12 protein-coding genes and 1 tRNA gene are annotated in these 12,636 nt (G+C 61.1%); 11 read left to right on the forward strand and 2 right to left on the reverse strand.

Annotated features, from left to right (window positions below):
• Positions 1–3 precede the first annotated feature (3 nt).
• The 11 genes from ACK6BI_RS15505 to ACK6BI_RS15555 all read left to right on the forward strand — a co-directional run bounded on the left by ACK6BI_RS15505 (position 4) and on the right by ACK6BI_RS15555 (position 10,894).
• Positions 4–80, forward strand: a tRNA-Ile gene (locus tag ACK6BI_RS15505).
• A gap of 57 nt (positions 81–137) precedes the next feature.
• Entirely contained in the window at positions 138–599 is a 462-nt protein-coding gene (locus tag ACK6BI_RS15510) for an Lrp/AsnC family transcriptional regulator (RefSeq protein ID WP_409317749.1), read from the forward strand.
• 146 nt (positions 600–745) lie between these two features.
• Positions 746–2,428 (forward strand): flavin monoamine oxidase family protein, encoded by a 1,683-nt coding sequence (locus ACK6BI_RS15515; protein ID WP_409317750.1) that lies wholly within the window; start codon positions 746–748, stop codon positions 2,426–2,428.
• Between the two features lie 12 nt (positions 2,429–2,440).
• Complete coding sequence (locus ACK6BI_RS15520) at positions 2,441–3,235, forward strand: carbon-nitrogen hydrolase family protein (RefSeq protein ID WP_409317751.1); 795 nt, start codon at positions 2,441–2,443, stop codon at positions 3,233–3,235.
• A gap of 38 nt (positions 3,236–3,273) precedes the next feature.
• Positions 3,274–5,700: a pyrroloquinoline quinone biosynthesis protein PqqF gene (gene pqqF / locus ACK6BI_RS15525; protein ID WP_409317752.1), complete on the forward strand. Its 2,427-nt coding sequence runs from the start codon at positions 3,274–3,276 to the stop codon at positions 5,698–5,700.
• A 159-nt stretch (positions 5,701–5,859) separates the two neighbouring features.
• A complete protein-coding gene (pqqA, locus tag ACK6BI_RS15530; protein ID WP_003444522.1) occupies positions 5,860–5,934 on the forward strand; it encodes a pyrroloquinoline quinone precursor peptide PqqA in 75 nt (24 codons plus the stop codon).
• Between the two features lie 84 nt (positions 5,935–6,018).
• Positions 6,019–6,930 (forward strand): pyrroloquinoline quinone biosynthesis protein PqqB, encoded by a 912-nt coding sequence (gene pqqB, locus ACK6BI_RS15535; protein ID WP_409317753.1) that lies wholly within the window; start codon positions 6,019–6,021, stop codon positions 6,928–6,930.
• Between the two features lie 21 nt (positions 6,931–6,951).
• On the forward strand, positions 6,952–7,704 hold the full coding sequence (pqqC, locus tag ACK6BI_RS15540; protein WP_409317754.1) for a pyrroloquinoline-quinone synthase PqqC: 753 nt from the start codon (positions 6,952–6,954) through the stop codon (positions 7,702–7,704).
• Positions 7,701–7,976 carry a pyrroloquinoline quinone biosynthesis peptide chaperone PqqD gene (gene pqqD / locus ACK6BI_RS15545; RefSeq protein WP_409317755.1) on the forward strand — a complete coding sequence of 92 codons (276 nt, stop codon included), beginning with the start codon at positions 7,701–7,703 and terminating at the stop codon, positions 7,974–7,976. The genes pqqC and pqqD overlap by 4 nt, the downstream gene beginning before the upstream one ends.
• A 7-nt stretch (positions 7,977–7,983) precedes the next feature.
• The gene (pqqE, locus tag ACK6BI_RS15550) at positions 7,984–9,120 is read left to right on the forward strand and encodes a pyrroloquinoline quinone biosynthesis protein PqqE (protein ID WP_409317813.1); all 1,137 of its coding nucleotides are present in this window, start codon (positions 7,984–7,986) and stop codon (positions 9,118–9,120) included.
• Positions 9,086–10,894: a prolyl oligopeptidase family serine peptidase gene (locus tag ACK6BI_RS15555; protein ID WP_409317756.1), complete on the forward strand. Its 1,809-nt coding sequence runs from the start codon at positions 9,086–9,088 to the stop codon at positions 10,892–10,894. The genes pqqE and ACK6BI_RS15555 overlap by 35 nt, the downstream gene beginning before the upstream one ends.
• 3 nt (positions 10,895–10,897) lie before the next feature.
• On the opposite strand, the gene ACK6BI_RS15560 is transcribed toward ACK6BI_RS15555, so the two are convergent.
• Entirely contained in the window at positions 10,898–11,056 is a 159-nt protein-coding gene (locus ACK6BI_RS15560) for a YqaE/Pmp3 family membrane protein (RefSeq protein WP_065259115.1), read from the reverse strand.
• A 203-nt stretch (positions 11,057–11,259) separates the two neighbouring features.
• Positions 11,260–12,543, reverse strand: a complete 1,284-nt coding sequence (locus tag ACK6BI_RS15565) for an aspartate aminotransferase family protein (RefSeq protein WP_409317757.1) — start codon at positions 12,541–12,543, stop codon at positions 11,260–11,262.
• Between the last annotated feature and the right edge of the window lie 93 nt (positions 12,544–12,636).

A 12,636-nucleotide genomic window follows, 5' to 3' on the forward strand; every position in this document is an offset into this window, starting at 1 on the left:
TGAGGGCCTATAGCTCAGTTGGTTAGAGCAGAGGACTCATAATCCTTTGGTCCACGGTTCGAGTCCGTGTGGGCCCACCAAACATGAAAAAAGCCGCACCTGTGTGCGGCTTTTTCGTATCTGCGTGGAGAAGTCTCTTGCCCGACATCCGCCCACCCGTGCTCGATGAAATCGACCGCCAGCTGATCGCAGCCCTGCAAATCAACGCTCGCGAAAGCGTGGCAATGCTGGCCAGGCAATTGGGGATTGCCCGCACCACGGTGACCTCACGGCTGGCGCGCCTGGAGAAAACCAAAGTCATCACCGGCTACGGCGTTCGTCTGGGTCAACGTGTCGTGGATGGCGGGTTGCAGGCCTACGTCGGGATCAAGGTACAACCGCGCTCCGGCAAAGAAGTATTGCGACGCTTGAGTGCGATGGCCCAAGTGCAGCAACTGTGTGCGGTAAGCGGCGAATTCGATTATGTGGCGTGGCTGCGAACCGACTCGCCGGAACAGTTGGATCAATTGCTGGATCAGATCGGCAGCGTAGACGGTGTGGACAAGACCACGACCTCGATCATCCTCAGCAGCAAAATCGATCGCGGGCATCCAGTCTGACCAAGAGGGTCGTCAAATTGATGCGCCAACGCTCAAAACGACGACACTTTGCGTCTTATTAACGTGTTCCACGCTCCCTAGAATGGCTGGCATCTTTTCCTATACTCAGACGCGCCTCCAGCGTCGGGTCGCCAGCAAGGTCAGCCATGAACAAGAACAATCGCCATCCTGCAGACGGTAAAAAACCGATCACCATTTTCGGCCCGGACTTTCCGTTCGCCTTCGACGACTGGATCGAACATCCAGCCGGCCTGGGCAGCATTCCCGAGCACAACCACGGCGCCGAAGTGGCGATCGTCGGTGCCGGCATCGCCGGTCTGGTGGCGGCTTACGAGTTGATGAAACTCGGTTTGAAGCCGGTCGTTTATGAGGCTTCGAAGCTCGGAGGCCGCTTGCGCTCGCAGGCCTTCAACGGCACCGACGGCATCGTCGCAGAACTCGGCGGCATGCGTTTCCCGGTGTCTTCCACCGCGTTTTATCATTACGTCGACAAACTCGGTCTGGAAACCAGGCCCTTCCCCAACCCGCTGACCCCGGCTTCCGGCAGCACCGTGATCGACCTGGAAGGCAAAACCCATTACGCACAGAGCCTGAAGGATCTTCCTGCACTGTTCCAGGAAGTGGCTGACGCCTGGGCCGATGCTCTGGAGGCGGGCTCGCAGTTCGCCGATATCCAGCAAGCCATCCGCGACCGCGATGTGCCACGACTCAAGGAACTGTGGAACACTCTGGTGCCGCTATGGGACGACCGCACCTTCTACGACTTCGTCGCCACGTCGAAAGCCTTCGCCAAACTGTCGTTCCATCACCGCGAAGTGTTCGGTCAGGTCGGTTTCGGCACCGGCGGCTGGGACTCGGACTTCCCCAACTCGATGCTGGAAATCTTCCGCGTGGTGATGACCAACTGCGACGATCACCAGCACTTGGTGGTCGGCGGTGTGGAGCAAGTGCCGCAGGGCATCTGGCGTCATGCGCCGGAACGCTGCGTTCACTGGCCGCAGGGCACCAGCCTGAAATCCTTGCACCACGGTGCGCCGCGCTCCGGGGTGAAGAAAATCGCCCACGCGCCTGGCGGACGTTTCGCAGTCACCGACAACAATGGCGACACCCGCGAATACGCTGCCGTACTGACCACTTGCCAGAGCTGGCTGCTGACCACCCAGATCGAATGCGACGAGACCCTGTTCTCGCAGAAGATGTGGATGGCGCTGGACCGCACGCGCTACATGCAATCGTCGAAGACTTTCGTGATGGTCGACCGCCCGTTCTGGAAGGACAAGGACCCGGAAACCGGTCGCGACCTGATGAGCATGACCCTCACCGATCGCCTGACCCGCGGCACCTACCTGTTCGACAACGGCGACGACAAGCCGGGCGTGATCTGCCTGTCGTATTCGTGGATGAGCGATGCACTGAAAATGCTCCCGCACCCGGTGGAAAAACGCGTGAAACTGGCGCTGGATGCATTGAAGAAGATCTACCCGAAAGTCGACATCGCCGCGCGAATCATCGGCGATCCGATCACCGTATCCTGGGAAGCGGATCCGCATTTCCTCGGTGCATTCAAAGGTGCCCTGCCCGGCCATTACCGCTACAACCAGCGCATGTACGCACACTTCATGCAGGACGACATGCCGCCGGAGCAGCGCGGGATTTTCATCGCCGGCGACGACGTGTCGTGGACGCCCGCCTGGGTCGAAGGCGCGGTACAGACCTCGCTCAACGCGGTGTGGGGAATCATGAAGCACTTCGGCGGGTCCACTCATAAAGAGAACCCCGGCCCGGGTGATGTGTTCAACGACATCGGCCCGATCGCCCTGCCTGAATAAGAGGAATCCCCGATGCGCGTAGCCCTTTACCAATGCCCACCGCTGCCACTGGAACCGGCCAACAATCTCCAGCGCCTGCATCAACTGGCGATGGAGGCCAAAGGTGCCGACCTGCTGGTGGTACCGGAGATGTTTCTGACCGGCTACAACATCGGCAAAGAAGCGGTCGCGACATTGGCCGAGGTCTACAACGGAGAGTGGGCTCAGCAAGTCGGACGGATCGCCAAGGCGGCCGGGCTGGCGATCCTTTACGGCTACCCCGAGCGCACCGCTGAAGGGCAGATCTACAACGCCGTGCAGTTGATCGATTCGAACGGTGAGCGCTTGTGCAATTACCGAAAGACGCATCTGTTCGGCGATCTCGACCGCTCGATGTTCAGCCCCGGCGATGGCGAGTTTCCCATCGTCGAGCTCAACGGCTGGAAGCTCGGCTTCCTGATTTGCTACGACCTGGAGTTCCCGGAAAACGCGCGGCGCCTGGCCCTCGAAGGCGCCGAGCTGATTCTGGTGCCGACGGCGAACATGATTCCTTTCGATTTCATTGCCGACGTCTCGGTGCGATCCCGCGCCTTCGAAAACCAGTGCTACGTGGCTTACGCCAACTATTGCGGCCAGGAGGGCGACATCCATTATTGCGGGCAAAGCAGCATAGCCGCGCCGGATGGCAGTCGTATCGCTCAGGCCGGACTGGACGAAGCCTTGATCGTCGGTGAGTTGGATCGCCAGTTGATGGTCGATTCGCGCAATGCCAACCGCTACTTCAACGACCGCCGTCCCGAACTTTACGACGCGCTCATAAAGCGCTAATCCGCTAGCATGGGCACCTCACCGTTCTGGAAGTGCCCATGCCTGCGCCGACTCACCCTCGCCCTCACACTGAAACCCTGGCCAACGGCTTGCGCGTGAACCTGCGTCATGTGCCCGGCCTGAAACGCAGCGCCGCGGCGCTGCGGGTGGCTGCTGGCAGCCATGACGTGCCATTGGCGTGGCCGGGGCTGGCGCATTTCCTTGAGCATTTGCTGTTTCTCGGCACCGAGCGTTTTCCTGCCGGCCAAGGATTGATGGCTTACGTGCAATCGCATGGCGGCCAGGTGAATGCCAGCACTCGCGAGCGCACAACCGACTTCTTTTTTGAGTTGCCGCCGGCAACCTTCAGCGGTGGGCTGGAGCGTCTGTCAGACATGCTCACTCGTCCTCGCATGAACACGGAGGAACAGTTGCGGGAACGGGAAGTGTTGCAGGCGGAGTTCGTCGCATGGTCCCAGGACGCTGCCGCACAACAGAAAGAAGCTCTGTTCGAAGGATTGTCAGCAGCGCATCCGTTGCGTGGCTTTCATGCCGGGAACCGCGACAGCCTGCCGGTAGACCAGGCGGAATTTCAGCGGGCACTGAAAGATTTCCATCACCGGTTTTACCGCACCGGACAGATGATCCTGAGCCTGGCCGGACCGCAGAGCATCGAAGAACTGAGAGCCCTGGCCGAGCAGTTCGCCGCCACGTTGACACCTGGGGATAAAACCGAACAGACAACCCCCGTTCGTTTGATGGACACCCCCCAGGCAAGTTATCAACAGGTCGGCGAGCGGCGCGGCAATCTGCTGTTTGCATTGGAAGGCTTGCCGGCGTCGTCCGCCGAGGCGCTGGGGTTCCTCTGCCACTGGCTGAACAGCGCCAAGCCCGGCGGATTGCTCGCTCATTTGCGGCAGCAAGGGCTTGCAGACAACTTGCACGCCTGCGTGCAGTACCAGTTCGCAGGGCAAGCATTGCTGCATCTTCAGCTCACCGCAGTTGCCGGTTCCTTCGACCTCATTCGCGCGCAATGCCTGGACTGGCTGAGTTTCTTCGCCGCGCAACAGGACTGGTCGACATTGCGTGAGGAATATTCGGCACTGCATCTACGCCGACAGCAAGTCAGCGGCGCACTGCAACTGGCGCGGCTCGACAGTGAGCAACTCGAAAGCGGCCTGTCCGATTCCGCCGTTGCGGCGCTCAAAGAGATTCTTGGCAAAATCGGCACTGTGGATAACTTCAGCCGCCACTGGCATCTGCCTGCCGCCAATCCATTCCTGCGCACGGCCGAACCGCTGGCCAATGCCGGCCTGATCCGTGGCCAGACCAGCGCTCACCGCGGTTTGCGCACATTTGCTCAAGACCGCTCGCGCAGTCGCCGTGAACGCTCGCCGATGCAATTCAGCCAGGCGCTGTCGGACAACAATGGCGAAGGCGCAGTGTATGTGCGCTGGCAGACTGAAGCGGCGGCCACGGTCGACCTGCAAGCGAAATTGCAGCGCAGTCTGCGGGACGTCTCTGAAGACGCACGTCAGGCCGGGGTCGAGTTGTCGCTCAGCACTACAGGTAACCAGTGGCAACTCAAGTTGAACGGCCTGCAGGAAATACTGCCCGGCGTTCTGGAGCACGCGCTGAAACATCTGAAACAACCTGACGACAATGGCGCGCCATGTGAGCCGCAAGTGCCATTGATGCCGATTCGGCAACTGCTCAAGGCACTTGCGGTACATTTACTGGTTACCACCGAAACGTCCGACGATGCGGCACACCTGTGGACAACTTCCCGATGGGACGGTCTGGCGCTGGGCCTCACCCCGCAGATCCAGTCTGCCATGGGCCTGGCGCTGAGTCGCATCCCCGGGACTGCGAGCGATCAAAGCGCTGTTCCATCGGCCATCGGCACCGGATACCGATGGACCCGGATCGCCAGCGATTCCAGCGAACATGCCTTGCTGCTGTTCTGCCCGGCCGCCAGCCACGAAATAGACGACGAAGCCGCGTGGCGCCTGCTCGCCCACTTTTGCCAGACTCCGTTCTACCAACGCCTGCGAGTCGAACTGCAACTGGGGTATGCCGTTTTCAGCGGCTTGCGTCAGATTCATGGACAGACCGGGCTGTTGTTCGGCGTGCAATCACCCACTGTCACCGCCGCACAATTGCTCCAGCACATCGAGCAGTTCTTCTACGGCTTGCCGGCCATTATCGAACGACTCGATGATGCCGCCCTTGCCATGCAACGCCAGACGCTTGCCGATCAATTCGATGAAAGCGTCCTGTCCGGCAAAGAGGCAGCCGAATACCTGTGGCAGGCCCGGCTTGCCGGCCACTCGTCGGATTATCTGCCGCGATTGGTCAAGGCCATCGCTCAACTGGATCGCCCGGCATTACTGGCCGCTGCACAACGCCTGATCCGCGCCGAGGGTGGCTGGCACGGCCTGTCCAGTGACCCTGCGCCGGGCGCGCCATGGCAAGCGACACAATGATCATTACCGGGGCTGCAAGGAGCTTTCTCAAAGATTCACGGGCAATCCCTTTGAAATTTTGAGTAACATAGCAACCTAACTATTTGGAACATCTCGGCGCTGCCGTGGACTATACCTATGGATAGCGCTATCTCACCCACCTGAAGAAGGAGTCACCCGATGGCCTGGACCAAACCTGCTTACACCGACCTGCGCATCGGCTTCGAAGTCACCATGTACTTCGCCAGCCGCTGAGTTCTGCCTCAAGCAGAACATTGCAGTGCAACGCCTCGGCTCGCCGGGGCGTTTTATTTTCCGCGTTGAAATGATGGAGCGTTCATGTTCGTCCAGATTCTGGGTTCGGCCGCCGGTGGCGGTTTTCCGCAGTGGAACTGCAACTGCGTCAATTGCGCCGGTTTTCGCGACGGCAGCCTGAATGCCCGGGCCCGTACCCAATCGTCCATCGCCCTTTCCGATGACGGCGTGAACTGGGTGCTGTGCAATGCCTCGCCGGACATCCGTGCGCAACTCCAGAGCTTCGCCCCGATGCAGCCGGGCCGGGCCCTGCGTGATACCGGCATCAGCGCGATCATCCTGATGGACAGCCAGATTGACCACACCACCGGCCTGCTCAGCCTGCGCGAAGGCTGCCCGCATCAGGTCTGGTGCACGGACATGGTTCATGAGGACCTGAGCACCGGTTTCCCGCTGTTCACCATGCTCAAGCACTGGAACGGCGGGCTGGACTGGAACCGCATCGAACTCGATCAGAGCTTCACCGTCGCCGCCTGCCCGAACCTGCGCTTCACCCCGCTGCCGTTGCGCAGCGCCGCTCCACCCTACTCGCCGCACCGCTTCGATCCGCATCCGGGCGACAACATCGGTCTGATCGTCGAAGACCTCGGCACTGGCGGCAAACTGTTCTATGCCCCAGGCCTGGGCAAGGTCGACGCACCGCTGCTGGACATCATGGCCGGCAGCGACTGCGTGCTGGTGGACGGCACGCTGTGGGACGATGATGAAATGCAGCGCCGTGGCGTCGGCACCCGCACCGGTCGTGAAATGGGCCACCTCGCGCAAAATGGCCCCGGTGGCATGCTCGAAGTGCTGGAACAGCTTCCCGAGCAGCGCAAGGTGCTTATCCACATCAACAACACCAACCCGATTCTCGACGAAGACTCGCCTGAGCGCGCAGAACTGGTTCGGCGCAATGTAGAAGTGGCGTATGACGGCATGAGCATCGTCCTGTAACGAATGGCCCGGAGAACCGCAATGACCGACACCCCGCTGTCCCCCGCCGAATTCGAAGCGGCCCTGCGCGCCAAGGGCGCCTATTACCACATACATCACCCGTACCACGTGGCGATGTATGAAGGCCGGGCCACCCGCGAGCAGATTCAGGGCTGGGTTGCCAACCGCTTCTACTACCAGGTGAACATTCCTCTGAAAGACGCGGCGATCCTCGCCAATTGCCCGGATCGCGAGATCCGCCGCGAGTGGATCCAGCGCCTGCTCGACCACGACGGCGCCCCCGGCGAAGACGGCGGCATCGAGGCCTGGCTGCGTCTTGGCCAGGCCGTCGGCCTCGATCCGGATCAACTGCGCTCCCAGGAACTGGTATTGCCCGGCGTGCGTTTCGCCGTGGACGCCTACGTCAACTTCGCCCGCCGCGCCAATTGGCAGGAAGCCGCCAGCAGCTCGCTGACCGAGCTGTTCGCGCCACAGATCCACCAGTCGCGCCTCGACAGCTGGCCGCAGCATTACCCGTGGATCGACCCGACCGGTTACGAGTACTTCCGCACTCGCCTGGGTCAGGCGCGGCGTGATGTCGAGCACGGTCTGGCGATCACGCTCGAACACTACAAAACCCGCGAAGGCCAGGAGCGCATGCTGGAAATTCTCCAGTTCAAACTGGACATTCTTTGGAGCATGCTCGACGCCATGAGCATGGCCTACGAACTGAACCGCCCGCCGTATCACAGCGTCACCGATCAACGGGTCTGGCATAAAGGAATCGCCTTATGAGTTTCGACCGCAGCAAGACCCCGCGCTGGCGTCCCGGCTACCGCTTCCAGTACGAACCGGCCCAGAAAGGCCATGTGCTGCTGTACCCGGAAGGCATGATCAAGCTCAACGAAAGTGCCGCGCTGATCGGCGGCCTGATCGACGGTGAGCGGGATGTCGCGGCGATCATCGCCGAACTCGACAGACAGTTCCCCGGCGTCCCCGAGCTCGGTGACGACATCGAGCAATTCATGGAGGTTGCCCGTGCGCAGCACTGGATCGAACTTGCCTGAGTCATCGGTGCAAGTCCCGGCCAAACCGGAAATCGGCCTGCCGCTGTGGCTGCTCGCCGAGCTGACCTACCGCTGCCCGCTGCAATGCCCGTATTGTTCCAATCCACTGGATTTCGCCGAGCAGGGCAAAGAACTGAGCACCGAGCAGTGGATCAAGGTGTTCCGCGAAGCCCGGGAGATGGGTGCGGCACAACTGGGCTTTTCCGGGGGTGAACCGCTGGTGCGTCAGGATCTCGCCGAACTGATCCGTGAAGCGCGTCAGCTGGGCTTTTACACCAACCTGATTACCTCCGGCATCGGCCTGACCGAGCAGAAGATCAGCGACTTCAAGAAGGCCGGTCTCGACCACATCCAGATCAGTTTCCAGGCCAGCGACGAGCAAGTGAACAACCTGCTCGCCGGCTCGAAAAAAGCCTTCGCGCAGAAACTGGAAATGGCTCGCGCCGTGAAGGCCCACGGCTATCCGATGGTGCTGAACTTCGTCACCCATCGGCACAACATCGACAGGATCGACCGCATCATCGAACTGTGCATCGCTCTGGAAGCGGATTTCGTCGAACTTGCTACCTGCCAGTTCTATGGCTGGGCGCAGCTCAATCGTGTCGGTCTGTTGCCGACCAAGGAGCAACTGGTCCGCGCCGAACGCATCACCAACGAATACCGCGCCAAACTGGAAGCCGAGGGGCATCCATGCAAGCTGATTTTCGTTACCCCGGACTATTACGAAGAGCGACCGAAAGCCTGCATGAACGGCTGGGGCAGTCTGTTTCTGACGGTCACGCCGGACGGCACAGCCCTGCCTTGTCATGGCGCCCGACAGCTGCCGGTACAATTTCCCAATGTGCGCGACCACAGCATGCAGCACATCTGGTACGACTCGTTCGGCTTCAACCGCTTTCGCGGTTATGACTGGATGCCCGAGCCGTGCCGTTCCTGCGACGAGAAAGAACAGGACTTCGGCGGCTGCCGCTGCCAGGCGTTCATGCTCACCGGCGATGCCAGCAATGCCGACCCGGTGTGCAGCAAATCCGAACATCACGGCGTGATCCTCAAGGCCCGCGAAGAAGCCGAGCACGCCACCCAGACCATCGAACAACTGGCCTTTCGCAATGAACGAAACTCGCGCCTCATCGCCAAAGGCTGAACCTTTCAGCGCCACTGCCGCCGTTGCTGCCGGTGTGGATTTCGCCGAATTGCAGCTCGGCGCCAACGGTTTGTTCTGGAATGAATACCGTCCCGCCGATGCCGCGTGCCGGATCTGGCAGTGGCGCGACGGCGAGGCGAAATGTCTGACGCCTGCGGGTTTCAGCGTGCGCAGCCGAGTGTACGAATATGGTGGAGGGGCATTTTGTCTGACGCCCGGCGGAGTGGTTTTCGTCAACGAGGCGGATCAACAGCTGTATCGCCAGACTTTGGATGGAGAGCCCGAGATTCTGACGTCGGGCGAGTGCCGATATGGCGATCTGAATTTTTTCAACGGTCATGTGCTGGCCGTTGAAGAGAACGGTGATCGCCATCGGCTGGTGGCCATCGATCTGGCGACCGGTATCCGCCATATGCTGGTTGAAGGCGCGGATTTTTACGCATCGCCGATCATCAGCCCGGACGGTCAGCGCCTGGCGTGGATCGAGTGGAGCCGCCCGCACCAGCCGTGGACGTCCACCCGTTTGATGCTCGCCGAGCGCACAGATAATGGATTGTCTGCCCCACGTTGCGTGGCCGGAGAAACGCTTGAAGAATCGATCCAACAACCTCGCTTCGATGCCAATAGCCGACTGGGCTGCCTGACCGACCGTGGCGGCTATTGGCAGCCGTGGATTGAGTCTGCAGACGGGTTGCAACCGTTGCCCTGTGCCGCAGCCGATCACGCGCCAGCCCCTTGGCAACTCGGTGGCTGCACCTGGCTGCCCGTCGACGAAGGCTTTTTGGCGAGTTGGAGCGAAGGCGGTTTCGGTCGTCTGGCTTTCAACGGTGATGACTTCACCGGGGACTACAGTCGCTTTCGTCATCTGGCAGTCGATGATCGGTTCGTTTACTGCATCGCCGCCTCACCGGTCAGCCCTTCAGCGGTGCTCGCCATCGATCGCCAATCCCGTGAAGCAACAGTGCTGGCCGGCGGTGTCGCGCCGCTGCCCGCCGAACGCATCAGCCGACCGCAAACCCTGCGTTATCCCAGCGGCTCGGGCGAGGCGCACGGTTTCTTTTATCCAGCCACGAGCAGCGATGCGAAACCGCCGCTGGTGGTGTTCATCCACGGTGGCCCGACATCGGCCTGCTACCCGATGCTCGACCCGCGTATCCAGTACTGGACGCAGCGCGGCTTCGCTGTTGCGGATCTCAACTACCGGGGCAGCAGCGGTTATGGTCGGGAGTATCGGCAAGCGCTGCATCTGAGCTGGGGCGCGGTGGATGTCGAGGATGCGTGCGCGGTGGTGGCTTACCTGAACGATCGCGGCATGATCGACGGCGAGCGTGCATTCATTCGAGGCGGCAGTGCCGGTGGCTACACGACGCTGTGCGCCTTGGCGTTCCATCGGGTGTTTCGTGCCGGCGCCAGCCTGTATGGCGTCAGCGATCCGGTGGCTCTGGGCCGGGCGACTCACAAGTTCGAAGGCGACTATCTGGACTGGCTGATTGGTGATCCGGAGAAAGATGCCGACTGCTACGCCGCACGCACGCCGTTACTGCATGCAAACAACATTCGCGTGCCGGTGATTTTCTTTCAGGGAGAACTGGACGCGGTCGTCGTGCCGCAACAGACCCGCGACATGGTCGCGGCCCTGGAGCACAACGGCATTGAGGTCGAAGCGCATTACTACGCCGACGAACGCCACGGCTTTCGCCGGGCCGCGAACCAGGCCCACGCGCTGGAGCAGGAGTGGCGTTTCTATCGGCGAGTGATGGGCCTGTCGGATTGAAACTCAGCGCTTGGCGATGATGTACACCGCATGCACGATCCCGGGGATATAGCCACACAGCGTCAGCAGGATATTCAGCCAGAACGCGCCGCCGAACCCGACCTGCAGAAACACGCCCAGCGGCGGCAAGATAATGGCGATGATGATGCGGATGAAGTCCATGGGGCAGCTCCTGATTGGGGGCTGGCTCGACTGAGCCATACAAGCTAATCGACCTGTGCCGTTTGTCAGGGTTCAGTGCAACCCGCGATCTCGCCATTTGTTTATCACCCACCCACAAAAAAACGCCCCACGCCAAAAGAATCAGGCGTGGGGCGTGCGTTATACCGCGAGACGGTTCTTTAATTCGGGTAGGAAACTGCAGCTCAAACGGCAATCCCTTTGCGGCATTGCAGTTGCGCAGTGCGTACCCGGGAGAAAGCGCGGGCCAGGCGCAGGAGCATTTCGTCGATGTTGGCCTTGCTGACCGTGAGCGCAGGCGTGAAGCGCAGGCAGTCGGCTTGTGGCGCATTGAGCAGCAAGCCTTCGTGGAGCGCAGCTTTGACGACGGCTTCGGCAGAGTCTTCCGACAGCGTCAGCCCCCAGAACAGCCCTTGTCCACGCAACTCTCCATGCTCGTAACGGTGCGCCAGACGGGCGAGACCTTCGCGCAGATGCTGGCCGTTATCCCTGACCTGCTCGAGGAATGTACGGTCCTGCACAGTGTCGAGTACCACCAGGCCGGCGGCGGTCATCAGCGCATTGCCGTGATGGGTTCCGCCCAGTTCACCGGGGTTGAAACAACACGCTTTGCCGCGCGCCAGGAGCGCAGCCAGCGGGACACCACCGCCCAGACCCTTGCCCAACACGACAATATCGGCACGCACACCATAGGACTGTTCGGCGAGCAACGTGCCACAGCGGCCGATACCGGTCTGCACCTCGTCGAAAATCAGCAGAATCCCCAGTTCACGGCACAGGCGCTCGACACCCTTGAGGTAATGCTCGGTCGCTGGAATCACACCGGCATCGCTCTGGATCGGCTCGAGCATGATCGCCACGGTCTGCGCATCGACGGCCGCATGCAGTGCCGGCAGATCATTGAACGGCACCGGATCGAAGCCCGGCAACAGCGGCGCGAAGCGGTTGTGCAGGTTGCAACTGTCCGACGCCGAGATCGTCGCCAGACTATGCCCGTGGCAGCCTTGTCTGGCGACAATGATCCGCGACGCGCCGCCGCGATGCAGCTGACCCCATTTGCGCGCCAGTTTGATCGCGGCTTCACAGGCCTCGCTGCCACTGTTGAGCAGGTACGCCTGATCGCTGGAAGTGCCAGCGCACAGGCGCTCGGCAAGATTGAGCATGCCGCGGTTGTGCAGATGGAATCCGGGGTTGATCAGGGCCTGGGCCTGACCGGCAATGGCTTTTACCAGCGCCGAAGGGCTGTGGCCGAGGCTGTTGGCACCGCCGGCCTGGGCGAAATCCAGGTAGGCGCGGTCGTTGCTGTCCCAAAGCCAGGAGCCTTGACCACGAACGAAAACCTGCTGCGGGCGTTCCACGCTAGGCATCAGGTGTTCGGCATTAAGGCTATCAGCGCCCACCGACTCGTGGGGTTCGAAAGCCAGGTCATCGAGGCTTGGCGCCTGACGCCGCAAGCTGAACAGACTCATTGAATAAAACCTCGCGAAAGGCTTTTTGAACTGCCTAAGTAAACGTTATCGAAAACAACGCTGATCATCGCCCTTGTCCGGCCCTGAAGCCCT

Origin of the sequence: Pseudomonas sp. KCJK9016 (assembly GCF_046231795.1) — a bacterium.
Taxonomy (GTDB): domain Bacteria; phylum Pseudomonadota; class Gammaproteobacteria; order Pseudomonadales; family Pseudomonadaceae; genus Aquipseudomonas; species Aquipseudomonas bananamidigenes.